Source organism: Bdellovibrio sp. ZAP7 (assembly GCF_006874645.1).
In the GTDB taxonomy this organism is placed as follows: Bacteria; Bdellovibrionota; Bdellovibrionia; order Bdellovibrionales; family Bdellovibrionaceae; genus Bdellovibrio.
This window is the reverse complement of the sequence record NZ_CP030082.1, coordinates 1,699,206-1,723,820: the sequence shown is the minus strand read 5'-3', so window position 1 is coordinate 1,723,820 and position 24,615 is coordinate 1,699,206. Positions and strand designations below refer to the sequence as shown.

The window sequence follows — 24,615 nt, the reverse complement described above, 5'->3', positions numbered from 1 at the left end:
TACTCCTAGTGCAAGAAATGGCGACGACCAGTAAAGATCATTGAGATATTTCTGTTATTGGCTTCGGCGATCACATCACTATCTTTGATAGAACCGCCCGGCTGTACGATGTATTTCACACCGACTTTAGATGCGATTTCGATCGAATCCGGGAATGGAAAGAATGCGTCTGATGCCAGAACCATGTCTGAGGCATCTTTAACGCCTTTTTCCTGCAACCGCGGGATCACCAACTTTTCAATGCAATCAACACGGTTGGTTTGACCTGATCCTAAAGTGACCATTTCAAATTCAGAACCACGTTGTGCGCATATCGCGATCGCATTGCTTTTCAGGTTTTTTACACACAAAAATGCAAACGCCGCGAGTTTCTGTTTGTCAGCGGGGAACGTATTCGTTGTGACGTTTTTAAAGTTTTCAGTCGAGAAATGGTCTTTCTCTTGAACCAAGGCCCCACCTTCGATCGTTCTTACTTGCCAGCTGGATTTCTTTTGCAGAGTAATCGGAACCAGACGGCAATTCTTTTTTAGCATCGTCTGCGCTTCAGGAGTAAATTCGGGAGCCATGATCACTTCCACGAATTTATCAGCAAAAAAAGCTGCCACTTCCGCATTGACCGTGAAACTTAAAGCGAGAACTCCACCGAAAGAGCTTTTCTCATCACCCTTCCAAGCCAGTTCCAAGGAGCGCATCGGCGTTTCTGCGATAGCCAACCCGCAAGGAGTGTTATGTTTCACAACCACTGCTGACGGATGAGCATAATCTCCCTGCCATGCCCAAAGATCTTTCAAAGACTGAGCTGCGAAGTCTGCATCTAGGAAATTATTGTAAGACATCTCTTTCCCTTGAAGAGTTTCTTTATGGGCCAAGCCTTCAGAGAAAGGATCTTTCAAAAGCACCGCTTTTTGGTGAGGATTTTCACCATAACGAAGTTGCTGGCCTGTGCTTTGAGTTAAATAACCGGCAATAGCCAGGTCATAGAACGCAGTCATCGTATAAACTTTGGCAGCACACTGTTTACGAAATTCCAAAGAAGTATTACCACCATTTTCGAGCATATTCGCAACAAAGCCTTGATACTGAGAAGGCTCGCAAAGAACCGTCACGGATTCGTGGTTCTTTGCTCCCGCTCTTAGCATTGTTGGACCACCGATGTCGACGTTTTCAACACACTCTGCGAACTCGCTTCCCTTTTCCACTGTTTGATGGAATGGGTAAAGATTTACGACAACCAGATCGATCGGTTTGATTTTTAATTCTTGAGCTTTCGCCACGTCCGCTTCGTCATTACGACGAAACAAAAGCGAGGACGAAATTTCGAAACTCAAAGTTTTCATGCGACCTTGAAAAGCTTCCGGATTGCCGCTGATTTCTTCCACAGCCGTCACAGGCAAGCCCACTTGTTCAAGGGATTTTGCCGTGCCGCCGCTGGCGATCAATTCCACGTTGTGCTTATGCAATGTTTGCGCAAGTTCAATCAAACCGGTTTTATCTGAAACACTCAGCAGAGCTCTTTTAATTTTCATGGCGACCTTTCAAATATTGCAAAGCACTTTTAAAAAATTCCAAACCCCAGGCTTGTCCCGCGAAAGGCAGATGCCAATCGTGGATCGCCGCTTCCGGATGCGGCATCAATGCGAAGACCAGTCCCGAAGAATCACAAACGCCCGCGATACGATCGACGGCGCCGTTAAAGTTTTCCTTATAACGAAGAACAATCTGCTGATTTTTCTGCAGACCCTTTAGAACCTCGTCGCTTTCACAAAGAAAGCGGCCTTCGCCGTGTCGAGCTGGCAAAGTAAAGCTTTCAGGAAGATTTTTGGTCCATACACAAGGCGACTTGGCGTTGCGCTCAAGCTCCACCCACTCGTTTTGAAAGTGGCCTTGTTCGTTTTTCACTAAGGAGCAAGATTTCTGAAAATTTGCATCCGGCAAAAGCCCCAAGCGCACCAGAGTTTGAAAACCGTTACAAATTCCCATCACCGGGAACTTTTTAACGAAAGCTTCCAATTCTTTTTTTACGAAGCGTTCTAGCTTTAACGCCAGAATCTGTCCGCTGCCCAAATGGTCTCCGAAAGAAAAACCACCGGGAATCACCAGGCCTTGAAAATCGCGAAGCATCTCGGGCTTTTCCACCAGATCATTGATGTGCACTTTTTCGGCCTTACCACCAGCCAACTCCACCGCTCGCGCCGTTTCGTTTTCGCAGTTAATGCCGTCACCCCATAAAATCATAAAATTAGGCGTTGTAGACATTTAAAACTCCCTGAGACCAAAGGGATTGAAGTTCAGTTACTTTCAATGAGTGGGTTTCGCTGTTGAATGTCCATTTGAATTCATCTTTGTCCGTGACCTGCCCAAGCTTGATCGAACAACGATCAAAGTATCTTTCAAACAGTGGAATCTTAGCCGCCGGAACACTCACCACAAATTGAGAGCCCATTTCAGACCAAATATTCTCCCAGGAAAGATCACGCAGATTTACTTCCAAACCCAATTGATTTCCAAAGCAGCACTCCGCCAAAGCTGACATCAAGCCGCCTTCGGAAATATCATGGCAGGAATTTAAAAGATCGTGTTGAATTGCGCCAAAGACTAAGCGATACAAATCGCGATTCTTTGCAAGATTCGGATACTCCGGGTAAGCAGAAATAGTTTCATATTCTTGAGAGAAAACCGAACCAATCAAAGACTGCGTGGGCTGACCCAGCAGATAAACTTGATCGCCACTGTTCGCAAAGAAGCCATTCACCGTCTTACGTGCGTCAGGCACTTGTCCAATTGCTGTCATCAATAAAGTTGGAGGCACAGAAATCTTAACGGTCTCTCCTGACTTCACTTTGCCAATGAAATCATTCTTCATACTGTCTTTACCACTGACTAAGGGTGCACGGTAAGCCAAGGCCGCATCATAGATCCCGGCACAAGCACGAACTAATTGTGCCATCTTGTGTTCTGCATCTGGATTTGATTTTTTCGGAGTCGGATCCGGCCAGCAAAAATTGTCCACCAAAGCCATTTTGTCAGGATCAGCTCCCGTCGCAACCAAGTTACGAACGGATTCATCCACTGCACGTTGGGCCATTAGGTATGTGTCGTAATAAGAAAGTTGTGGGCATAGACCATTCGATACCGCGACGGCATTATTCTCGGCCCCACCGTGAACTGCTAAATCAATGACGCCAGAGTTATTTGCCCCCTGCTGCGTTTTTCCACCATAAGGTTTAACACGAGTCGCCCCTTGAACTTCATGATCGTAATAACGAACTAAAGGTTCACGAGAAGCTACATTGGGATTTGCCAAGATGGTTTTTAAAACTTCTGAGATATTTGCAGAAGTCGGCGAAACTTTCTTTTTCGGAGTCGCACGGAAATACTCAGTGTATTCTTTAGGTCCTTCAAAACGGGCTTTCAATTCCATTTTACTCAGGCCGTCATGCAGGAACTCAAGTTCCAGTTTGGCCAGGGCTTTATCAGCGTAATACACTTCAAAAGTTCCTGAATTCGTGAACTCCCCCAGGCAGGATGCTTCTACTCCCATTTTAGTTGCTAGATCCAAAAAGGCTTGAAGATTTTTAGGCGCCACCGCAAAGGACATACGCTCCTGGGATTCACTGACCAGCATCTCCCAGAATTCCAAACCGTGGTATTTTACCGGATGTTTTGAAAGATCCATACGTGCGCCACCTGAAAGTGTCGCCATCTCGCCGATCGAGGAGCTGACTCCGCCCGCACCATTGTCCGTGATGGCTTGAATCAGATTTTTATCGCGAGCCATAATCGTGAAATCTAAAAGACGTTTTTGCGTGATACTGTCACCAATTTGCACAACGTTTGATGCGACTTTGTCATTGAGCTCCAAAGAACTAAATGTCGCGCCATGCACACCGTCTTTACCCAAACGACCGCCTGCCACGACGATCAAATCACCCGGGCGGATCTCTTTAAGTTCGCTGTTTTTACCGTGAACTTGTTTGGGCATCACACCTAAAGATCCTACAAAGATCAAAGGCTTCGCTGCGAATTCACTCGCAAAACAAAAAGAACCATTCACTGTGGGAACACCACTTTGATTGCCGCCCTCTTCAACGCCTTGATGAACGCCTCGGAAGATAACCCCTGGATCTTTTAAAAGCTCAGGACGTTTTGGATCATCGACTTTTGGGAAGAGATCAGATTTTGAAAGACAAAACACATCCATGTTCGCGATGGGCTTTGCACCCACCCCGCAACCAAGGATATCGCGATTCACTCCCAAAATCCCTGTGATCGCGCCACCGAACGGATCTAGTGCTGATGGACTGTTATGAGTTTCCACTTTTACGCAGACATTGACGTTTTTATCGAAATCGACGATTCCGGCATTATCCTTAAAGACAGAAACCAGATATCCACAATCTTGCAGCTTGTTTGTCGCCGCTTGGATATAAGACTTATAAAGACTTTTAATGGTTTGCGCCCCCAGCATCGGAACGCCTTTAACTTCTGCTTCAGAGTATTCAACATTGGCAGCAAAGATTTTATGCTTACAGTGTTCACTCCACGTTTGGGCTAAACACTCGACTTCAACTTCTGTGACAAAACCAGCCCAACCCATGGGAGCACGAGCTTTCATTTGTTCCGGAGAAGAAAAATGCTCGATGATCGTTTGGATTTCAACTGCGGAAAGGGCCAGACCACGCTCTTGATTTAAATTTTCAAGAACATCTGCTGTGAGAGGAAAAAGTTTTAGTTCTGGCTTGTGTTCCGCTTCAACTTTCCAATATTCATGGAAGTCTGCAAAAGAATTAGCGCCTTTCAATTCTTCCCCGCGTTTTACCTGAACTTTTTGAAGTAACGGATTTGCCAGGGATTGAAACAGGACTTTTTCAACTTGAGACTGAGAAAGGTCTTCGCTCATCTCAATTTGCCAGCCGCTGTGCACTTCAAAATCAAAATCCTGCCAGGACTTGGTCACGCCCCCGGAAACCAAAGAAAGAGCCTCTGTTGCTGAACGCGCCCAGTTGTCCGTCACACCCGCCAAATAGCGAACTTCGACATAAATTTTATTGTCATGATATTCCGGAAAACCAAAATCCATGTCTTCGGTGATCGCATCACAAAACACCTTGTGCAGATCTTTTTTAAGATCCCACTGCTTAAAAGCTCCCGGTGTTTTTTCCATCAACCAAAACACTCTTGAAAGCTTCAAGTCTTGGGTCGGAGTTAAAGGATTGAACAACTTTTTAAGGTGTTCTTCCTGCGAGTTTTCGATGCGACTGCGAATGGCCACACGTTGCTTTAACATTCTATAGTTTCCTTAAAAGAGTGAGTGGCAATCTGCCCGGTCACAATTTGTTCTAAAAATTCAGTATATATTTGATGTTCCAAACGATGGATGCTGGCTTTGAAGTCCCCAAAGACATTAAAGCCCTTGAGCGGAATAGCCACTTGTTTCAAAACCGCGCCCGTATCCATGCCTTCGTCAACCAGATGCAGGGTCACGCCACTTTGTTCGACTTTGTCAGCAAAGGCGCGCTCTAAAGAATCTTTGCCCGGATAGGCTGGCAACAGACTGGGATGGATGTTCACCACTTGAGAATGCCCCTCGTGACGACCAGCCAGTTTTTTTAGAAAATCAGCAGACAACAAACGCATGTAACCTGCGAGCAAAACCCAATCAACCTTGTGTTCAAATAAAAGTCTTAAGACTTCTTGTTCGTGATGAGCACGGCCTTGTGATTTTTCAATCACATAGGTTTTCGTGTTTAAAGCGTGGGCTTTTGCCAAAACACCAGCGGCTGGTTTATCAGAAAAGACAAACTCAACCGCGCTACCCAACGACTGCATCTTTTTGATCAATGCTTCTGCATTAGATCCAGTCCCCGAGGCGAAAATGGCGACACGAACAGGTTTCATCATTGCGCGATGTCCTCACGGAAGTACAAGCCTTGAAATTGCACCTTGCGCATTTCCTGGTAAGCAAGCGCCCGAGCTTCGTCGCGAGTTTTCGCAAGTGCCGTCACTCCCAAAACTCTGCCACCCGTATTTACCAAAGTCTCATTTTTTGCAGAGACCCCCGCAAAATAAATCCGCGTGCCCTCAGCTGTTTTTGCAGGAACTTGGATCGTGTGGCCCAAATCCATAGAGTTTCCAGGATAACCCGCACTCGCTGCCACCACGTGGACCGAGCGGAAATCGTGGAATTCAGTTTTTTGCTTTTGCAAGCGACCCTGCACAGCTTTCACCGACAAATCCAAAAGATCGCTTTTGATTCTTGGAAGTAACGCTTGTGTTTCTGGATCCCCCAGTCGCACGTTGAATTCCAAGACATAAAGTCCTTTGTCAGTTTTCATCAAACCCGCAAACAGGAAGCCAACAAAGGGTTTTCCTTTTTGTTTTAAAGATTTAAGAGACTTTTTAAAGATATTGTCGATGGCGGATTCATCTTCTTTAGATATAAAATCACAAGGACTGAATGCCCCCATTCCACCCGTGTTGGCACTAAATGGATCAGGAGTGATTCGTTTATAGTCACAAGCTGTGCCCAGGACCACAAAATCTTCTCCGTCGCACAAGGCGAAAGCGGAAAGCTCACGGCCGATCAGACACTCTTCAACTAAAATGGGAAATCCATACGTCGCGGACAAGTCTTTGATCGCTGTCAAAGCTGTTTCAGCATTTTCACAGACTGCAACGCCTTTTCCTTGTGCCAGACCATCAGCTTTTACCACAATCGGATTTTTGAAGTCATGCTGAGCGATAAACGCTTCAGCTTCGCTCACCGAGTTTGCCAATTTAAAAGCCGCCGTTAAAAGACCGGCGTCTTGCAGGATCTCTTTACAGAAGTATTTGGAGGCTTCTAAATGACCTGCTTCACGTGACGGTGCCAGACAAGAAATATCGTTTTTCTCTAAAGTTTCCTTAAGATCAGAAAGAATCGCAGCTTCAGGCCCCAGGATCACTAGGTCCACACGATTGATTTTACAGAACGCCAGAATCTCGGGCGTTTTTTCCACGCTCGCACATTTCAAACCTGCTTTGCTCATCCCTGGATTGCCTGGGGCCACCCATAGGGATTCAAGCATTTTAGATTCAGAAATTTTTTGTGCGATCGCGTGCTCACGACCGCCCTTGCCTACAACCAGGACGCGCACTGTTGTCTCCAGTTTTTAAGACTAGCTTCCTTTTCAAATGGCGCAGTTTTACCCAAAGCCCAGGCCATTTCATTGGCCAAAGATGTGTAAAGCATGGTCGCGACATTTACTTGTTCATTGTTCAGAACTTGCGGTTTTTCACCTAGTTCATTCGCACAGATTTCTTTCCAGTTATTTGTGCCACGTTCTTTGGCGATGTCTTTGGCTTTAGCCACGGCTTGATACCAAGATGTTGGCGCATAGATTTGGCGCAGGAATTCTTTTGATAACGGCGCGTTTTCGTAAGTCAGACGAAGCTCGTCTGGACCGATCGAGTCCACCAGGAACAAAGAACGACCGTTAGGAGTTTGCGAACCGAAGGCATACTCAAACTTACCATCCCAAAGTTTTACACCGAAGGAAGCAAAAAGCTTTTGCAAGTGATCTGCGATGTCTCCTGTTAGTTTACGAACTTGTTCTAGCTCCCCGGATTCGATCACATTCAGATCGCTGATTTCTTGACGAGTCAAATAGCGGTCTGTCGTTTCCAATTTTGTCGAGAACTCAACGATCGGTGGATTGAAAGACATCGTAGAATCTGGAATTTGCGCTAAACCAAGCTCCGCCATGTAAGCTGGGTTCTTTTTCAGACGGCCTTCCAGGGAATTTCCTTTGCCGAGCAAAATACGGAAGATCACTTCCAACGGAACCAGGCAGTTTGTGGGTTTATCTGAATACACAGAGTAATCATAAACACCGTTTTCCCACTCAGGACGAATGACTGCGACCTCATTCACCAAAATAGAATCTTCGCTGTGAGGTTTCATATAGTGGGAAGCAATGCCTTTGTCTTTCAAGTGATCAAAGAAAAGTCCCGCCATGGCAGCGAGCGCCGCCCCTTTGCGAGGAATTTCATTTGGCATTTCGCCCCAGTCAAAAACCGAATAGCGATTGCTGTATTTAAAAAGCAAGCCTTCGTTGGTTTTGTAGATGTCTTTTACAGAGCCACGGTAAAGAAGGTTCATGACAAAGCCTCTTTCATCTTTTTGATTTGCAATAGGAAGTTCACGATGTTGTTCACACCAACCCAGGCCCCGCCCGTTTTCGCCACCGCGAAGAATTCGTTCGCAAGATCCGTGTTTTTTAGTTCTTCTTTTTCACAGATGTACATGCAGACGTTTTTGCCCTGAGGTTTTTCGCCTACCATCACGATTTCGCCTTGGCATTCAGGACTGTTGGGATCAACCCACGTGATTTCCACTCCCGCTTTTTCACGAAGGTCCTGCAACGTTTTTGCAAGTACGGGAACTTCACTGCGATATGGATTCCAGGAGATTTCAATTTTGCTTTGATTAAAGGACTTTGCCTTTTTCAAAATTTCCGGAAGAATTTCGATTTGGTTTTCCATGACTGCGGCCACTGGAATATCTTTAGGCATTTGTGCGATAGATAGGAAAGCATCCAATCCTCCGAAAGCACCATTGATCGCTACACCGAAAACGGGTTTTTTAGTCAATGAAGCCACAACACCAGGTAGATGTGCCGCAAGACCTGCTCCCGCTACAAAAGCATTGGCTTCACAAGTTGTAACCACTTCGCGCACACGTTCCGGATGGCGATGGGCTGAAGCCACTTCCATTTTTACATTGGCGATGTTTTCCAGGGATTGACATAAAGGAGCGTAGACACGCTCGTCACTTTGACTGCCGAAAAGAACTTGAATTCTCATGGGTTCACCTCATTTTTGCCACCGCCACCGATGTTGTGGCTGCGAGTGTTGATGAAATCTGCTTTAGAAACGGAAACGGGATAATCGCCATCCAAACAGGCACTGCACATGCTTGGAATGCCGATGGCATCTTTTAATTCGGAAAGTGGCAGATAAATTAATCCATCCACTCCCAAAAGTTCTGCCACCTGGTCTTCGGTTCTTTGATGTGCGACCAAAGCTTCCCCTTCGGGGAAGTCGATACCGTAAAAACATGGATTGCGAATCGGTGGGCATGTGCTTGCCAAGTAAACTTTCTTAGCACCGGATTCTCTTAATAATTGAATGATGCGGGCGGAAGTTGTTCCACGTACGATACTGTCGTCTACTAGTAAAATATTTTTGCCGCGAATTTCGCTTTCCACTGGCAAAAGTTTAAGATTCACCATGGCTTTTCGAACCGCAGGTTCATTGACGATGAAGCTTCTTTGCACGTAGCGATTTTTAATTAAAACTTCGCGGTAAGGAGTTTTTAAAACTTCAGCCAAACGGAGTGCCGCCGCTCTTGCAGTGTCCGGTACAGGTGCCACGACATCAATTTCAATGCCTTGTTCCTGCATTTTGCGGCGTGTTTCATTGGCAAGAACTTCGCCTAAACGGAGGCGAACATCGTATACGGGTCTGCCGTGCCATTCTGTTTCAGCTCCGGCGAAATAAATCCACTCGAACATGCACGGTCTGGCTTGTTTTTCGGATAGGGGGAAAGAATGAAAGTTCTGGTCTTTGTCGACGAAAACAAACTCTCCGGGCTTCAGATCACGGAAGTACTCGAAGCCCAGAGCGAAAAACACCTGTTTTTCAGAGGCAAAACAGTAACTATATTTAATATTTTTATTCTTATCGACACCAGCTGTATCATTGACTTCAGAGGTATCACTTTTTTTTCGTCCAATTAATAGCGGACGAATTCCCTGCGTGTCATTAAAGGCAAACATGCCCTCGTCAGCCATCATGCCAACAACACTGTAGGCACCTTGGACTTTTTCAACGACCTGTTGCGCGGCTTTGGCCATAACCTCCGCAGAAAGATTTTTCCCCGCTTCGAGTTGATCAGAAACTCCGATCGACATCATATGTAATAGCAGTTCCAAGTCATTGCGGGTGAAAGTCCAACGGCTGCGACGTTTGCGAACGTATTCAACGATCTCATTATAATTAGTTACGTTCCCGTTATGGGCCATGCCTATGCCGTTGGGATAACTGACGATCAGTGGCTGAAGATCCGCTTTGTCGACGGTGCCAATCGTTGAATAACGAGTGTGTCCCAACGCCATACTGCCTTTGATCTTTTCAAGTTTTTCCATGGGAAACACCTGAGAAACCAGTCCCAGATCTTTTTCGAGGTGAAATTCTCCTCGGGAGAAATCGAAACTTAAAATACCCGCGGCATCTTGCCCACGGTGCTGAAGGGCGAATAATGCCGGGAACAATTTCTCCCCTGCTTTATCCTCTCCAATCAACCCGACAACTCCACACATCGACCGCTCCTAAAACTGTGGCATCGTCAATGATGCCACTTTAAAAATAAAAAAGGCGCCGATACGGACGCCTTTATTGATACAGATATTTGAATTTGATTTTGGGTTTTTTGGTGACACGACGGGAGTTCGACCCAGATTTTGGTGGCAGCACGGGTACGAGTCCCCCGATTCCCACTTCTTCAGTCGGAAACGCGACGAAAAATTTACTCTTTTGAGTCTATCCATCAGCATTTGAATGTCCCTTGAAATGCTGTAGAGGCTATCGACTTTGACAAAGTTTGGTCAATACCCCTAACACAACCCTGACAATTCAACGCAATGTTTCTTGGTTACGCGGATTTTCCTGGGCGAATTTGCGGAACACTGATGGAGTTGCAAGTGGAGTCGCATCAGCACGCAGCTTCACGGCATAGATGATACGGCTGTTCTTGTGTGTTCAGAATTTGCTCACTACTTTGTTGAACACTCAAAGAGCAATTGTCGCATACATTCCGATTTGATCGGCAAATGAGCCATCTTGCATTTTGAACGCGTTGGGCGTTCGACCGCATTCTTTGAAGCCGACCTTCTTATATAGATTAAGGGCCGCGACGTTGAGATGCATCACGCTTAATTCAATCTGAGTTAAACCTTCAACATTGGGCGCTTCGGCGAATAATTTTCTCAGCAACAATTCACCAATGCCTTCCCCTCGCATGCGCGGGGCTACTGACATACCTAAGTGTCCACGATGGGAATTCTTGAACCTCACGAACGCACTGAAGTCCAAATTACCGACGATGCTTCCTTCGTGAATCGCTAAAATGATCATGTCCCGGCTAGACTGCTCATATTTTTCGATCCATTTCTGTTCGGCGTCTTCAGGTTTTGATCTAAAGTCTTCAGCGGTACTCAATATATAGGGAGCCGTTTCCGCGACCTCGATCATCATTGCTCTTAATGCCTTTGCATCTTGGACTTCAGGCGAACGAAGAGTTATGATCTTACCGGTTTTGGTTCTGAAAGATTCTGGGGTGATTCTCATAGTGGCTCCCTTAAATCATAATTTAGGATTTGAGATACAAAGTCAGCTCATTAATTTTTATGGGATGTATAAGGAATGTTTCATATTCTTTCTGGCGAACAGTTACGTGTCGTATATTTTTAAGTTTTTCCGACTTAAGTCCTCCTATAATATTTCTTTTCTCTTTCTTACTCTTTGTCTTCTCACTCACTCACTCACTCACTCACTCACTCACTCACTCTTTCTTTCTTTCTTTCTTTCTTTCTTCCTCTTTCTCCCCACCATCTATTCCTGACAGGTTTTGCGCTACCAAGAAGCGGTGTTTCACTTGCAGAAATCTAAGGAAATAATTCTTGCCAAGGTTTTTGCGTTCTTTAGAGCGACAAAGGCGAACGATATTTCTTTCTTCGTGGACCGGCGTATTTTATTTATCCCCTCTTTATAGAGTGAATTTTGGCGACAAATGGAGGGCAATAAAAACTCACTCTCCCCTGAGAATTCAAAACCGAAACATGGCAAAAATCGCGATTTAAAACTCGTGCTATAAGAATCTCAGCAAAGGAGACTTGCATGAATTTAAACGGCATTTCTAATTCTGAATTGGTTGGACGACTTGAGAAACTTGCTCAGAGTGAACGTAAGCTGACGCATGTTATTTTATGTCATATTAATGAAATGGAATCTCGTCGCCTTTACGCGGAACTTGGTTTTGATTCAATGTTTCGCTATTTGACGACACATTTGAAATACAGCGAGGACGCTGCTTATCGCCGATTGAGTGCTGCTCGCCTGCTTAAAAAATCTCCCGAGGTCGCGGAACGGCTTGAAGATGGTCGTTTGACTTTGACTCAACTAACGCAGGTTCAATCAGCACTTCGTCAGGAAATTAGAAAGACTGGCGAAGACTCAAAGTCTCTTTCAGCGATAGTTCCAAAGATTTTGGAGAAAATTGAACACAAGTCTTCATTCGAAACTAAGAAAACATTGGCGCAGGAATTTAATCTTCCTATTGCGACTAGCGAAACCGTCACACCTCAACGCGATGATTCTGTTCGCTTGGAAGTCACTTTAAGCACAGAACAACTCAAAACATTGGAAACTGCACGTGATCTTATGTCGCATGTTCTTCCAGATGGAAACTGGGCAGAACTTTTGACTTTACTAGCACAGAAGCAAATTCAAAAGATTTTGGGTGAAGAGGAATCTTCGAAATTTAATATCCGCCCAGTCACATTGAATAAAGAACAAGGCCCCAAGAATACTTTTAAAAATCCCTCAACTGAAACAAAGCCTTTGAGAACTGAGCCAAAGAAAACGGGAACTAAAAAATCAATGCAAAGCTTCTTGGTAGCGCAAAAACGTGGGCATATTAAAGTCACCTCGAAACGTAAGCTTTTGCTTTCGGCAGGATATTGTTGTGAATACGAACATCCTATCTCAGGAGCTAAATGCGGTTCGAAGTTTCAACTTCAATTTGATCATATTCGACCAATCGCATTGGGAGGATCAAATGAGCAGAAAAATTTACGAGTCCTTTGCCGAACTCATAATTTATCAGAAGCTTCAAGAATGGGATTAAAGATGCTGAGATAGTTCGATGAGGGAGTTTTTTAAACCTGGATCGATGGTGCCGTCTGCTGACAATTGGTTTCGGGCGTTGTTAATGACCATGGTTAACTCAGCAGATAGCAGCAAATCCATCGTTCTTAACGTTTCACTTAAATATTGCAGGACATATTCGCCGCCGCTTGGTGAGGCTACGAATAAAACGACTTTCTTTTTCATAGTTTCTTCGCAAATCAGCCACTCTAACGCGTTTTTTAGAATTCCTGGAATGCCGTGAGCGTATTCGGGTGTGGCGATGGCTATGTAATCTGCTAAAAAAGCTTCGCGTCGGATTTCGGTAACCACGGCAGGCACATTCGAGAACTGACAAGCGGGATCGAAATATGGCAGGGATTTGAGATTAACCGAAGACCACTCGCCACCAACAGGTAAAACCGAACGAAAAGCATCCAACAAGAGCCCACTTGATGAGCCCTCTCTGATGCTGCCACACAAACTCAGGATTTTCATAGTTAGATAACTGCTTGTTGGAATTCGATGAAGCTATCCTTCACCTGAGGCCAGAACCATTCCAGGTTTGGATCAGCTGCGATAACGTCTTTGATTTGCACTTCGATGTCTTTGCGCGTTGCCACTTGCTTGCGCAACCAGAACTCAACTTCATCGTAACCCGGCCCGATCACCGTGATTTCGACTTTGTCCATGAAATGCAATAAATGAAGATCTTTGGTAGCAACGGAAGCACCCGCCACTTTGGCATTGATAAAATTGTGCACGACGTTCTTTAGTTCATCTAAAGAACGGTGATTGATTCTTCTCAGAATCAAATCCGCACGCTGATCTCGATTGACCCAGCGTTGGTGTAAGCCTCTTTGCACAAGGTTGATCAAAAGAGTGCGTAACACACTCGGTATCTGACGAAATTCTCCGTCAGACAGTGACATTACCTGCATCAAGTCTACATAGCGAGCCTGCTCCTGGCCGCGACGTAGCGAGGTAAGCACTTCGGGAATACGCAAAACTGATTCGCGAATCCCTAATAGATCAATTCCTGCTCCATCCGTGAAGTAGAGAATTCTCATAGTTCTATCATGGCTTATCTTTCCGTTTTTAAAATGAAAATCAGAGCGTTAGGACCATGGTCCAGCATGTATTTTTTGATGCAGCTGCCCTACCTTTTTGGTACGATAGTCTGAGGCCCAAGGACTAGGTGCTGGAAAAAACAAAGGATTTGCAACTGTGATTTCACGTAACCAGAAAAATCAGCGTCCACCATTCGAAAAATGGTATGCGTATATATTATTCATCTTTATCGGTTACTGCCTTGCTGACCTGGCAATTCTTTCCTATCGCGATCGCATGCTTCCGCAATCTGCACCACCTGCTCACCCTAAAGCCCCGCCCGTCACGACAAGCGTGAATCCGGGTTACTACAACAATATTGCTTCCAGAAATATTTTTGCATCGAACGGAATCATCCCAGATCAACTGGTTGATAAAAACAAAGGTGTCGAAGAGAAAGAGGCAGATCCGGTTCCATCGCAATTGCCTCTGAATCTGATCGGCACACTGGTGCATTCTATTCCGGAAAAATCCATCGCGTCGATTGAGATCCGCGGAAAAAATCAGGTGATTTCATACTCTCCAGGAAAAGAAATCGAAAACATGGCCAATGTCGTTCGCATCGAAAGACAGAAAGTGGTTTTCAGAAATCTGAACACCAACCGCCTGGAGTTCATCGAAATCAAAAAAGAAGGTGCAAAAGTTAGCTTTGCTGCCAGCAAACCCTCAACCACAACATCTGGCCAAGAAGTTAAAAAGACAGGCGACAACACATTCGCGATCAAACGCTCTGACTTGTTGAAGTACACGAATGATCTTTCCAGCATCCTGATGCAAGCCCGCGCAGTTCCAAATCGTGAACCTGGCACCGGCAACATCAACGGCTTCCGTATTTTAGACATGCAACCTGGCAGTATTTATGAACAGCTTGGCATCCAAAGAATGGATGTTATTAAATCCGTCGACGGTAACCCGGTCGACAGCCCTGCCAAGGCGATGGAGTTGTACCAAACTTTGAAAAACAACCCGAAAGTTGTTCTTCAAGTTGAGCGCAACGGTAAAACTGAAAACATGACTTATAATATTCAATAAACTCCCTCAGGAGGAGAGAGATGAAAAAACCCATCAAGCCCGTCAGCATAGGAATTGCTTCATTGATGACTGCATCTCAGTTGGTAGGAACCACTGCGCATGCTCAATTTGAAAATTTCCCTCCACCACCGCCACCTCCGGATTTTGGTAATTCGGATAACAGTGGCTTTGCAACTCCGGATGCACCAGCAGCAGCTGGCGGTACTCGCGGTGGCTCACACTCTTCTGGTGACGAAGGCCAGGTTCTGAACAAGAGCCAAAAGCAAAAATTCGCCAAAGCGCCCACTGAGGACATCAACAGCGCAAATTTCCCTCAGACAATCGAATCTTTCGATTATCCGAATGTGGAGATCTCTGAGCTGGTTAAAGCCATGGGCGAATTGACTGGTAAGAACTTTATCGTCGATCCAGGCGTTCGTGGTAAAATCACAATCAGCGCTCCGTCTAAAATCACAGTGGCAGAAGCCTACAACGCTTTCTTGTCAGCACTTGCTATCAACGGCTTCACGGTTGTTCCTTCTGGTGGCTTCTTAAAAGTTAAATCCGCAAGAAATGCCCAACGTGACAATATCGAAGTTTATTCTGGTGCTTACTACCCGAATACAGATCAAATGATCACTCGTATCATTCACTTAAAGCACATCTCGGCGGCTCAAGTGAATCGTGATCTTCGTATCTTGCCTTCAAAAGATGGCGAGATGAACATTTACGAACCAACGAACTCGATCATCATCTCTGACTACGGTTCTAACATTGACCGCGTGATGCGCATCATCAGCCAGTTGGACGTTCCAGGATTTGAAGAACAACTTGAAGTTATCCCTATTAAGTTCGCGAAAGCTAAAGATTTGGCAGACTTGGTAGACAAAATCGTAAATAAAGGCAGTAAATCATCTGGATCTGCTCCAGGAACATTTACAGCGGGCGTTCCAAGATTCTCTCGTTCATCAGGAACTTCTGCTCAACAGGGTGCAAGCTTCTTTATGGCGATCCCGGATGACAGAACAAACTCTATCATCGTGGTGGGTAATAAATCTGGTATCGTTCGTATTAAAAAATTGATCTCTCAGTTGGACTTTAAAATCCGCGCTGAAGATTCTGGTGGCGTGTACGTTTATTACGTTAAAAATGGTGATGCCGAGAAAATCGCGCAAACACTGTCTGGCGTAACGAAAGATGCCGCTCCAAAACCAAGTACAGGCCCAAGCTTGCTATCCCCTATTGGTGGCCAAATGCAAGCGCCTCAAGAAATCTTTGGCGGCGACGTGAAAATCACAGCCGACAAAGCTACCAACAGCTTGGTTATCACAGCGAGCAAACAAGACTATGAAGTTGTGATGAACATCCTGAATAAAATCGATATCGCCCGCGATCAAGTTTACGTTGAAGCGATCATCATGGAGATGAGTGCTTCGGATCTTGATTCTTGGGGCGTCGGCTATTACCAGTACGGTGAAAACGGTTATGGTAAAGTCGGCTTCAACGGTGGTATCAATCTTCAAGAGATGTTAAATCCAGTGGGCGGTACGGGCGCGATCTTGGGCTTCGGCTCTGGAAAAATGATCAAAGTCACTCCTCCGGGCGGCTCTGAAATCACCATCCCAAGCCTTGTGGGTTTCATCAATTTCTTGAAACAAACGAAAAAAGCCAACATCCTTTCCACTCCGACGATCATCGCTTTGGATAACAACGAAGCTGAGATCGAAGTGGGTGATAAAGTTGTAACCAGCATGCAGCAAAACGTTTCCGGTACGAGCGGTACTGTGACGACGACGCCAACAATGGAAGATGCGACGATCAAACTTCACATCAAACCATTCATCAGCCCGTCTTCAAACTCGATCCGTATGGAAATCAAGCAAAGTGTGACACAGCTTTCTTCTGTACAAGCGCCTAAAGACTTCCAAAACAATACGCAACCGCTGGCAAAACGTTCGATCAACACAATGATTAACGTGAAAAACGGCGACACCGCGATTCTTGGTGGTTTGATTAAGGAAGACGATGTTGAAACAGTTGTGAAGGTTCCTCTGTTGGGCGATATCCCTATCTTGGGCTGGTTGTTCAAATCTCGCAGCTTGAATAAGACAAAAACGAACATGGTTTCATTCCTGACTCCCAAAATTATTCGCAATTCCGGCGATGTAAATGAGGTTGTCTCGAAACGTCTTGAAGAACGTATTGAATATATCAAAGGCCAGGGCGGAAAAGACCCATATGGTGCTAAGATAGATCCAATTTACAGAAAAGCTCAGGGAGCCGCCGCTCCTTCAGAAGACGTTCAAGAGTAGTTTTTTGCGGCAGTTCCCTTAAAACCGGAACTGCCTTTTCGATACCAAGAAGGAACTTTAATGGCCACTGTGGATGTTCTGACAATTCTTTCAAAAGCAACTTCGTTAACACAGGATCAACTGCGTTCTGTGCTTGCAAATCCCTCTGTGGTGAGACCCGTCACAGTCGGCGAAGCTTTAAACTCGAAAGAATTCTCCACGGCGGATGAAGTCGTCAGTGATCTTTGCAAAGAGTTGGGATTGGATTTTATCCGCGACATTCCAGTTGCAGACATCAGTGCTGACTTGATCCGGGATATTCCGATCAACTACGCAAAACAACACCAAGTCCTCCCCTACAAGGATGAACCAGATCAGCTGATCGCATTGACCAGCAATCCGGTAAACCTGAGAGCACTGGATGACTTGAAAGTTTTATTCGGTAAAAAAGTTCGCCCGTTAGTCACGACAGTGATCCGCATCCAAGATGCGATCAATAAAGTTTACGAAAAATCCACAGCGAATCTTTCGGGCTTGGATGAAATTGACGAAGAAGATTACGATCTGGATGATCCGATCGTGGATCTGCTGGAAGCTGGCGAAGACGATGCGCCCGTAATCAAAATGGTGAACAGCCTTTTGTTCCGCGCCGTAAAAGAAAAAGCGTCAGATATCCATATCGAGCCCTACGAAAAAGACATGGTCGTGCGCTTCCGTACGGACGGTGTTTTGATGGACGTCTTTAAACCACCTAAAAAACTGCAAAACGCTGTTACTTCCCGTATCAAAGTTATGGCGAACTTAAACATCGCAGAAAAACGTCTTCCTCAAGACGGTCGTATCCCTTTGAAAGTCGGCGGTAAAGACATCGATATCCGTCTCTCCACAGTACCCACGGCTCATGGTGAGCGCCTGGTGATGCGTATTCAAGATAGATCGACTGTCATCCTGGAACTTGAGCAACTGGGTTTTTCAAGAGAGAACTTGGATCGCTTAGATGATCTGCTTTCACGTAATGACGGTATCATGCTTGTTACAGGTCCAACGGGTTCTGGTAAGTCCACGACTCTGTACGGAGCTTTAACGAAATTAAATAAACCTGACGTGAATATCCTGACAGTTGAAGATCCGGTGGAGCAACGTATTCATGGGATTGGTCAGGTGCAAACCAACGCGAAGATCGGTTTAACTTTCGCTGCGGGTTTAAGATCTTTCCTTCGTCAAGACCCCGACATCATCATGGTCGGTGAGATTCGTGACTTGGAAACAGCGGAACTTGCGATTCAAGCCTCCCTTACGGGTCACTTGGTTTTATCGACTCTGCATACAAATGACTCGGCCGGCGCCTTCCCGCGTTTGATTGACTTCGGGGTTGAGCCGTTCTTGATCGCAACATCTGTTATGGGTGTTGTCGCTCAACGTCTCGTGCGTGTTCTTTGCCCGCATTGTAAAGCTCCGCACGAACCGTCTGATTTCGAATTGTCTCTATTGGGAGTTACTCGTGAAGTTGCTCGCAACAGCCACATTTGTAAAGCCATGGGTTGCACAGAGTGTGGGCAAAAAGGATATTCAGGTCGTACGACGATCAGTGAGCTGATGGTTGTGACCGACGATATTCGTTCTTTGATCATGCAGCGAAAAGACGGCGCGACGCTCAAGAAACAAGCTTTGGCCAACGGAATGAAAACTTTCCGTGACCATGGTATTGCCAAAGTACTAGCTGGTGTGACTACAATTGAACAGCTAACTACGAATACGCAACTGGATCTATAATATGCCAATTTTTGAGTACAAGGGCCTGACCCGCGATGGAAAAAACACCAAGGGTATCATCGACGCAGAAAATCTGCGCGCAGCCCGTGCTCGCCTAAAAAAGGATAATGTTTACGTTGTCGATATTCGTGATAAAAAGAAGATCGACACCAAAAAATCCAAAGGGCCCAAAGCGACAAAAGCCGTTGGCGTTAAAGACTTGTCTTTGATGACTCGTCAGTTGGCGACCCTGGTAAAAGCCAACATCCCTTTGGTTGATGCACTCGCCGCTATCGCTGAACAAGTTGAAAATCCAACTTTATCAGAGGCGATTGCAGACTGTAAGAACATGGTTAACGAAGGTTCACCCTTCGCAAAAGCCCTGCAGAAATACCCAACGATCTTTACGAAAATTTACGTTTCCATGGTTGAAGCCGGTGAAATGTCAGGTTCTTTGGACGTCATCCTGATGCGTCTGGCAGAGTTCACTGAAGCTCAAGCCGAACTTCGCGCCAAAGTTTCCAGCGCGATGACCTACCCGGTTATCATGCTGGTAGTAACGACAGCCTTACTTTCGTTCCTTTTCATTTTCTTGATCCCAAAAATGGTGACGGTGTTCGAGTCCACTCCCAACCTAGTGTTGCCGTGGTACACGATCGCCTTGATCAACTCATCCCAATTCATGGTGAACTATTGGTACATCATCTTTGGTATCATCGCCGTTGCGATCGTGATGTTTAGAAACTGGAAATCCACTCCAACAGGAAGAAATCAATGGGACGCCATCTCGTTGAAACTCCCGATCGCAGGCCCCGCAGTAAGAATGGTCGCCGTATCTCGTTTTACCAGAACGCTTGCGACTCTATTAACAGGCGGCGTTCCCATGCTAACAGCATTGGACATCGTTAAAAACGTCGTCGACAACCACGTCCTAGCCATCGCCATCGATGAAGCCCGCAGCAACATCGCAGAGGGTGAGTCCATCGCAGGACCTTTAAAAAAGTCAGGCCAGTTCCCGCCGATCGTCATCCACATGGTCAACATCGGTGAAAAAACAGGCGACCTGGAAAACATGCTCATGCAAGTTTCCGACGCCTTCGACTTCCAAGTAAAAAACAAACTAGAATCCATGACCTCCCTCATGGGTCCAGTCGTCACAGTCCTCATGGGTATGGCCATCGCCATGATCGTATTCGCCGTCATGATCCCAATGTTCGAAATGACCAACATGGCTGGTTAGGCGCTTTGCGCCTAACGGAAATTTGAAATTGGAAATTGGAAATTAGGAATACAGGGACCCAAAGGTCCCTTTTTTCGTTCGCAGGGCTGATCACAAAAGTTAAAGTTGAACTTCATGCTCCTGCCTTCTTAAGCTAATCGGACTTCAAACTCGACTTAAAGTTGAATTTAACAAAAACAGCTATCTCATTGTTTCGATTCTGATTTGGCACATTCTTTCGCCTTGTTGTCTCAACACTTCTTCTCCGTTTGGTGTTGGGGAGAAAGGCTCGCGTCCGAGTTCCGCAGGCCATTCTGAAACAAACGAAGCCAATAAACAAAAATCGAGCCACAACAAAACTAAACAACAAACGACCAAAACGAGCGAGGACTGTCCGAGGTAAGCGAGCCTTCCTCCCCAACACCAAAGGGAGGACCGAAATCCCTGTAAGACAACAAGACAAAAGAATGTGCCAAGTCAGAACCGAAGCTTTACCGTGATGGGCGTTTCTGTTATGATTTCTAACTGTTAACAAGGAGTTTCGAATGTTCATTAGCAATCGCAAGGGTATGACTTTGATCGAGATCATGATCGTACTTGCTATCATCGCCGGTATCTCAGCTCTTCTACTTCCTCGTATGCAAGGTGCTACAGACAAAGCAAAAGTTAAAGAAACTAAGATCCACATGGGTCAGCTTTCTAATGCTTTGCAAATGTACTACACAGATTGCAACAAGTATCCGCAAACGTTAGAAGGTCTAACTAAAGCAGATCCTAACTGCAGCAACTGGGGCCCAGAACCTTACATCAGAGTTATCAAAGATCGTTGGGATCACGAATATGTTTACGAAGTCAACGGTGGCGAATACCACTTGAAGTCTTTGGGTAAAGATGGTCGCGAAGGCGGCTCTGGTTACGACACTGACATCACGTTGGAAGATTTGAACTAATCGTGAATCGCAGGGGCTTCACCCTCATTGAGGTGATGATCGTTCTAGCAATTATCGCTGGACTGGTTGTTATCGGAGCCCCTCGTCTGTTTAAGAAACAGACCAATATCAGAGCGACGACTCGTCAATTCATGTCTCTGACTAAAACCGTGCGCAACAAAGCACGTATCTACAACTCCACTTACCGCTTGGTTTTAAATCTGGATGGCGATAACGCCGGTACTTATTGGGTCGAAAGAGCCAATGGTCCTATTCCTGTTGATCCAGATTCCGCGGAAAAAGAGCGCGAAAGACAAAAGAATAAATCCAAAGACGATGAAGCTCCACCGCCTAAGTATGCGATAGATACTTCTGTCTTAAAAAAGGAAGCTCACCTTCCCGATGGATTCCGTTTCACTCAAGTTGAAACTTCCTCCGCCAAGGAACCCATTACGACGGGTGCCGCTTACATTCACTTTTTCGCCGAAGGCTTTGTTGAAGCCGCTGCCGTGCAGATTTCCGGCGGAAATAATTTAGTTTGGACACTTGTTTTTAATCCTTTAACGGGTCAAGCTGATATCATAGAGAAAGCTCAATCGTTAAAGGATATTCAGCGGTGAAAAATAAAGGCTTCACATTGATCGAGACCGTCCTTGCGTTGGTCATCCTCTCTTCAGGTTTGGTTCTGTTAGCGAACTCCTGGGGTGGAAGCTTTATGTTCGTGCGCAAGGCGCAGTTCGCAACCGAAGTCACCGCCCTCCTGGAACGTAAAATGGCCGAGATCGAAATCGAATACACCGGCAAATCCTTAGACTCTATCCCGGAAGAAAAAGAAGACGATTTCGGTTCTGAATTTCCGCAGTACTCGTGGAAAATGGAATCCAAAGAGTTTGAAGTTCCCGACATCTCCGCAACACTGACAGCCCGTGATGGTGGAGCGGATGAAATGTCCCTGACCCTTATGAAGACGCTGACGCAGCATCTTTCAAAATCCATCAAAGAAGTCAAAGTCACTGTGTTTTATAAAGGTGGCAAAAAACCGATGAATTTTTCTGCCACTCAATACTTTGTCGATTATGACCGTGAAATTCCTATGCCAGGCGTTCCTGGCGGGGCCGGTCAATAATGAAAAAGCTGAACCGCGGTTTTACTTTGATTGAAATGATGATCACGATCTCGATCTTAAGCGTGATGATTATTCTGGTGGCACAATCCATTCAGCAAAGTATTAAAATGAAAACCAAGGTGACGACACAAATCGACGAAGTGTCCCATCTGCGTGATGCCGTTCGCTTGATTCAAAAAGACATCAACATGGCCTATCATTATCGCGATGTCGAAAAAGAAATCGCCGACCTTTTAGCTAAAAAAAGTAATCAAAACCAGGGACAATTAAACCCTGGATTAAACCAACCCGGCTTCGTAAATCCAAACATGGGTCAACAACCAGGCGGGTTTCAACAGCAACAACAAAATCGTGAAGTTCCACGCAAAGATCCTGAAACACAATTTATCGGCAACGCCGAGACTTTGAATTTCGTCACCATGAATAACGCCCGCACCGTTCGTAACACCCAACAGGCAGACTTTATCGAAGTCGGTTACGAATTAAAAGAATGCAAAAGCCTGGATCCAAATGGTGGCACTTCTAAATGCGTGTGGCGCAGATCTTCTCCGTGGGTGGATTTAGATGTGACCAAAGGTGGGACGGAAACGGTTCTACTTGAAAACGTCACCGAGTTTAAATTCCGCTATATGGGTAAGGGAAAACAGGATTGGGTTACTGACTGGAGAACCGATCAAGCGGGCGACGGTGCGACCAAAGGAAAATTCCCACAAGCGGTGGAACTTTCTGTGACGGTTACTAAAAAAACCGGCGGCAAAGATCGCAAGTACTCTATGCAAGTGATCGTTCCGATTCATTTCACCAACAATCCTGATGACTCTGCAACTGGGCAAGCCCAACAGCAAGGACAGCAGCAACAGGGTCAACAACAACAGCAGCGACCAAATGGAGGGTTTCAATAATGAATATTTTTAAACCCCTTCGCAACAGACGTGGTATGGCTTTGATCGTGGTGACGGCCTGCTTAATGTTCATCATGTATTTTGCGACCGAACTGGTGTCTGAAACGCGTATCGAATACGAAGTGAACTCAGCAGGGTTAAATCGTATCAAAGCTTACTATGCCGCGAAATCTGGAATGCAGTTGGCACTTTTGCGCGTGAAAATCTATCAGCAGGCGCAAAGCAAGTTCGGCGCGCAGCTGGGCAGCAACAGTCCCTTGTTAAATATGATCTGGCAATTCCCGTTTGCTTGGCCATTGCCGGTCCCCGACGAACTGACGGCCATTGATAAAGATGCCTTTAAGAAATTGACCAAAGAATCCGCCATGGATGCAAGTTACATCACGACGATCGAGGACGAGGGCTCCAAGATCGACATCAATGACTTGACCTCCCCTTCTGAAACTTTGCGTAAAGTGACGAAGCAACAGCTTCTAAATATCTTCCAACAAAAAATGAAGGAAGACGAAGCCTGGGGCCGCGAGCATTCAAACACAAATTTTGAAAAAATCATCAACAACATCGCCGACTATATGAGTGACAAAGCCACGTCTGCGAATGGTGGCGATAAGCGCGCGAACTACGCTAATTTGAATTCTGAAGCGCAATCAGACTATTTCCCACCCAATCGCGCTTTCCGGACTCTTTCAGAGCTTCATTTCGTTCCTGAGATGACAGATGACCTTTATGATTTAATCGAACCACGTATCACAATCTACGGCATGAAGGGCATCAATCCCAACATCGCCAGCAAAGAAGTTTTGAAATCTTTAGATCCGGGTATGACCGAAGAAGTTGTGACAGAAATCATCAAACGCCGGGATGACCAGAACCAAGGGGGCCCGTTTAAGGATGCCGCTGACTTTTGGAACTTCGTACAGTCTAAAAATGCTCGTCTGGAAGGTAAAACCGACGAAATTCCTTTAGTGTTTGATTCCGTCTTTAACTTCCGTATCCGCAGCACGGGCGAATTCGCGCGCTCTACCAGTGAGATCACGGTTATCACGATGGATTTCAATAAAACCGTCGCGAAAATCAAAGACTACGTGGATAAAGACAAAAAAGCTCAAAACCCGAATGCCAATGACCCGAATGATCCTGCCAACCAAAACAAAGGTCAAATCGGTCAGCAACCTGGCAACCAAAGTGGCAACCAACAGCAAAAAGCGGATGCCATCTCCAAAGGCCCTCCTCGCATCGTTTATTGGTCAGAAAGATAGTCCTTAGTCGAGTCCCTCGACTGAGGAATGATTTTACTTAAGTCCAAAGGCAACATATACTTAGACCATTA

At 45.6% G+C, this 24,615-nt stretch carries 21 protein-coding genes; 10 read left to right on the top strand and 11 right to left on the bottom strand.

Features of this window, described 5'->3' with window-relative positions; genetic code table 11:
- Nucleotides 1-5: 5 nt before the first annotated feature.
- The 9 genes from purH to DOM22_RS08300 form a co-directional block, all read right to left on the bottom strand.
- Complete coding sequence (gene purH, locus DOM22_RS08340; RefSeq protein WP_142699920.1) at nucleotides 6-1,526, bottom strand: bifunctional phosphoribosylaminoimidazolecarboxamide formyltransferase/IMP cyclohydrolase; 1,521 nt, start codon at nucleotides 1,524-1,526, stop codon at nucleotides 6-8.
- Nucleotides 1,516-2,256 carry a phosphoribosylformylglycinamidine synthase subunit PurQ gene (locus tag DOM22_RS08335; RefSeq protein WP_142699919.1) on the bottom strand — a complete coding sequence of 247 codons (741 nt, stop codon included), beginning with the start codon at nucleotides 2,254-2,256 and terminating at the stop codon, nucleotides 1,516-1,518. The genes purH and DOM22_RS08335 overlap by 11 nt, the downstream gene beginning before the upstream one ends.
- Nucleotides 2,240-5,287 carry an AIR synthase-related protein gene (locus DOM22_RS08330; RefSeq protein WP_142699918.1) on the bottom strand — a complete coding sequence of 1,016 codons (3,048 nt, stop codon included), beginning with the start codon at nucleotides 5,285-5,287 and terminating at the stop codon, nucleotides 2,240-2,242. Before DOM22_RS08330 ends, DOM22_RS08335 begins: the two co-directional genes overlap by 17 nt.
- Nucleotides 5,281-5,901: a phosphoribosylglycinamide formyltransferase gene (locus DOM22_RS08325; RefSeq protein WP_246845904.1), complete on the bottom strand. Its 621-nt coding sequence runs from the start codon at nucleotides 5,899-5,901 to the stop codon at nucleotides 5,281-5,283. The genes DOM22_RS08330 and DOM22_RS08325 overlap by 7 nt, the downstream gene beginning before the upstream one ends.
- Nucleotides 5,898-7,136, bottom strand: a complete 1,239-nt coding sequence (purD, locus tag DOM22_RS08320) for a phosphoribosylamine--glycine ligase (protein WP_142699917.1) — start codon at nucleotides 7,134-7,136, stop codon at nucleotides 5,898-5,900. Before purD ends, DOM22_RS08325 begins: the two co-directional genes overlap by 4 nt.
- Nucleotides 7,118-8,140 (bottom strand): phosphoribosylaminoimidazolesuccinocarboxamide synthase, encoded by a 1,023-nt coding sequence (locus DOM22_RS08315; RefSeq protein WP_142699916.1) that lies wholly within the window; start codon nucleotides 8,138-8,140, stop codon nucleotides 7,118-7,120. The genes purD and DOM22_RS08315 overlap by 19 nt, the downstream gene beginning before the upstream one ends.
- Complete coding sequence (locus DOM22_RS08310; RefSeq protein WP_142699915.1) at nucleotides 8,137-8,844, bottom strand: AIR carboxylase family protein; 708 nt, start codon at nucleotides 8,842-8,844, stop codon at nucleotides 8,137-8,139. Before DOM22_RS08310 ends, DOM22_RS08315 begins: the two co-directional genes overlap by 4 nt.
- The gene (purF, locus tag DOM22_RS08305; protein ID WP_142699914.1) at nucleotides 8,841-10,361 is read right to left on the bottom strand and encodes an amidophosphoribosyltransferase; all 1,521 of its coding nucleotides are present in this window, start codon (nucleotides 10,359-10,361) and stop codon (nucleotides 8,841-8,843) included. The genes DOM22_RS08310 and purF overlap by 4 nt, the downstream gene beginning before the upstream one ends.
- Nucleotides 10,362-10,830: 469 nt before the next feature.
- Nucleotides 10,831-11,388: a GNAT family N-acetyltransferase gene (locus DOM22_RS08300; protein ID WP_142699913.1), complete on the bottom strand. Its 558-nt coding sequence runs from the start codon at nucleotides 11,386-11,388 to the stop codon at nucleotides 10,831-10,833.
- A gap of 549 nt (nucleotides 11,389-11,937) precedes the next feature.
- On the opposite strand from DOM22_RS08300, the gene DOM22_RS08295 reads away from it, so the two are divergent.
- Complete coding sequence (locus tag DOM22_RS08295) at nucleotides 11,938-12,960, top strand: HNH endonuclease (protein ID WP_142699912.1); 1,023 nt, start codon at nucleotides 11,938-11,940, stop codon at nucleotides 12,958-12,960.
- Here the strand turns inward: DOM22_RS08295 and DOM22_RS08290 are convergent.
- Together DOM22_RS08290 and DOM22_RS08285 are read right to left on the bottom strand one after the other, a co-directional pair.
- Nucleotides 12,943-13,443 (bottom strand): NADPH-dependent FMN reductase, encoded by a 501-nt coding sequence (locus DOM22_RS08290; RefSeq protein ID WP_142699911.1) that lies wholly within the window; start codon nucleotides 13,441-13,443, stop codon nucleotides 12,943-12,945. The two genes, DOM22_RS08295 and DOM22_RS08290, sit on opposite strands and share 18 nt — an antisense overlap.
- A gap of 2 nt (nucleotides 13,444-13,445) precedes the next feature.
- The gene (locus tag DOM22_RS08285; protein ID WP_142699910.1) at nucleotides 13,446-14,015 is read right to left on the bottom strand and encodes a hypothetical protein; all 570 of its coding nucleotides are present in this window, start codon (nucleotides 14,013-14,015) and stop codon (nucleotides 13,446-13,448) included.
- 157 nt (nucleotides 14,016-14,172) lie between these two features.
- Between DOM22_RS08285 and gspC the strand changes: the two genes are divergently transcribed.
- From gspC to DOM22_RS08240, 9 genes are all read left to right on the top strand, one after another.
- Nucleotides 14,173-15,087 carry a type II secretion system protein GspC gene (gene gspC, locus DOM22_RS08280; RefSeq protein WP_142699909.1) on the top strand — a complete coding sequence of 305 codons (915 nt, stop codon included), beginning with the start codon at nucleotides 14,173-14,175 and terminating at the stop codon, nucleotides 15,085-15,087.
- Between the two features lie 20 nt (nucleotides 15,088-15,107).
- The gene (gspD, locus tag DOM22_RS08275; RefSeq protein ID WP_142699908.1) at nucleotides 15,108-17,378 is read left to right on the top strand and encodes a type II secretion system secretin GspD; all 2,271 of its coding nucleotides are present in this window, start codon (nucleotides 15,108-15,110) and stop codon (nucleotides 17,376-17,378) included.
- 60 nt (nucleotides 17,379-17,438) lie between these two features.
- The gene (gene gspE, locus DOM22_RS08270) at nucleotides 17,439-19,130 is read left to right on the top strand and encodes a type II secretion system ATPase GspE (RefSeq protein ID WP_142699907.1); all 1,692 of its coding nucleotides are present in this window, start codon (nucleotides 17,439-17,441) and stop codon (nucleotides 19,128-19,130) included.
- A gap of 1 nt (nucleotide 19,131) precedes the next feature.
- Nucleotides 19,132-20,349 carry a type II secretion system inner membrane protein GspF gene (gspF, locus tag DOM22_RS08265; RefSeq protein ID WP_142699906.1) on the top strand — a complete coding sequence of 406 codons (1,218 nt, stop codon included), beginning with the start codon at nucleotides 19,132-19,134 and terminating at the stop codon, nucleotides 20,347-20,349.
- A gap of 524 nt (nucleotides 20,350-20,873) precedes the next feature.
- Nucleotides 20,874-21,278 carry a type II secretion system major pseudopilin GspG gene (gspG, locus tag DOM22_RS08260; RefSeq protein WP_142699905.1) on the top strand — a complete coding sequence of 135 codons (405 nt, stop codon included), beginning with the start codon at nucleotides 20,874-20,876 and terminating at the stop codon, nucleotides 21,276-21,278.
- Between the two features lie 2 nt (nucleotides 21,279-21,280).
- Nucleotides 21,281-21,877, top strand: coding sequence for a Tfp pilus assembly protein FimT/FimU (locus tag DOM22_RS08255; protein ID WP_246845903.1), 597 nt, complete (start codon nucleotides 21,281-21,283; stop codon nucleotides 21,875-21,877).
- Entirely contained in the window at nucleotides 21,874-22,383 is a 510-nt protein-coding gene (locus DOM22_RS08250; protein WP_142699904.1) for a prepilin-type N-terminal cleavage/methylation domain-containing protein, read from the top strand. The genes DOM22_RS08255 and DOM22_RS08250 overlap by 4 nt, the downstream gene beginning before the upstream one ends.
- A complete protein-coding gene (locus tag DOM22_RS08245; protein ID WP_142699903.1) occupies nucleotides 22,383-23,285 on the top strand; it encodes a type II secretion system protein GspJ in 903 nt (300 codons plus the stop codon). Before DOM22_RS08250 ends, DOM22_RS08245 begins: the two co-directional genes overlap by 1 nt.
- The gene (locus DOM22_RS08240) at nucleotides 23,285-24,544 is read left to right on the top strand and encodes a general secretion pathway protein GspK (protein WP_246845902.1); all 1,260 of its coding nucleotides are present in this window, start codon (nucleotides 23,285-23,287) and stop codon (nucleotides 24,542-24,544) included. The genes DOM22_RS08245 and DOM22_RS08240 overlap by 1 nt, the downstream gene beginning before the upstream one ends.
- Nucleotides 24,545-24,615 lie beyond the last annotated feature (71 nt).

Excerpts from the sequence above, each read along its gene's own strand:
- purH (WP_142699920.1), bottom strand. The coding sequence starts at position 1,526 with ATGAAAATTAAAAGAGCTCTGCTGAGTGTTTCAGATAAAACCGGTTTG.
- DOM22_RS08335 (WP_142699919.1), bottom strand. The coding sequence starts at position 2,256 with ATGTCTACAACGCCTAATTTTATGATTTTATGGGGTGACGGCATTAAC.
- DOM22_RS08330 (WP_142699918.1), bottom strand. The coding sequence starts at position 5,287 with ATGTTAAAGCAACGTGTGGCCATTCGCAGTCGCATCGAAAACTCGCAG.
- DOM22_RS08325 (WP_246845904.1), bottom strand. The coding sequence starts at position 5,901 with ATGATGAAACCTGTTCGTGTCGCCATTTTCGCCTCGGGGACTGGATCT.
- DOM22_RS08315 (WP_142699916.1), bottom strand. The coding sequence starts at position 8,140 with ATGAACCTTCTTTACCGTGGCTCTGTAAAAGACATCTACAAAACCAAC.
- DOM22_RS08310 (WP_142699915.1), bottom strand. The coding sequence starts at position 8,844 with ATGAGAATTCAAGTTCTTTTCGGCAGTCAAAGTGACGAGCGTGTCTAC.
- purF (WP_142699914.1), bottom strand. The coding sequence starts at position 10,361 with ATGTGTGGAGTTGTCGGGTTGATTGGAGAGGATAAAGCAGGGGAGAAA.
- DOM22_RS08300 (WP_142699913.1), bottom strand. The coding sequence starts at position 11,388 with ATGAGAATCACCCCAGAATCTTTCAGAACCAAAACCGGTAAGATCATA.
- DOM22_RS08295 (WP_142699912.1), top strand. The coding sequence starts at position 11,938 with ATGAATTTAAACGGCATTTCTAATTCTGAATTGGTTGGACGACTTGAG.
- DOM22_RS08290 (WP_142699911.1), bottom strand. The coding sequence starts at position 13,443 with ATGAAAATCCTGAGTTTGTGTGGCAGCATCAGAGAGGGCTCATCAAGT.
- DOM22_RS08285 (WP_142699910.1), bottom strand. The coding sequence starts at position 14,015 with ATGAGAATTCTCTACTTCACGGATGGAGCAGGAATTGATCTATTAGGG.
- gspD (WP_142699908.1), top strand. The coding sequence starts at position 15,108 with ATGAAAAAACCCATCAAGCCCGTCAGCATAGGAATTGCTTCATTGATG.
- gspE (WP_142699907.1), top strand. The coding sequence starts at position 17,439 with ATGGCCACTGTGGATGTTCTGACAATTCTTTCAAAAGCAACTTCGTTA.
- gspF (WP_142699906.1), top strand. The coding sequence starts at position 19,132 with ATGCCAATTTTTGAGTACAAGGGCCTGACCCGCGATGGAAAAAACACC.
- gspG (WP_142699905.1), top strand. The coding sequence starts at position 20,874 with ATGTTCATTAGCAATCGCAAGGGTATGACTTTGATCGAGATCATGATC.
- DOM22_RS08245 (WP_142699903.1), top strand. The coding sequence starts at position 22,383 with ATGAAAAAGCTGAACCGCGGTTTTACTTTGATTGAAATGATGATCACG.
- DOM22_RS08240 (WP_246845902.1), top strand. The coding sequence starts at position 23,285 with ATGAATATTTTTAAACCCCTTCGCAACAGACGTGGTATGGCTTTGATC.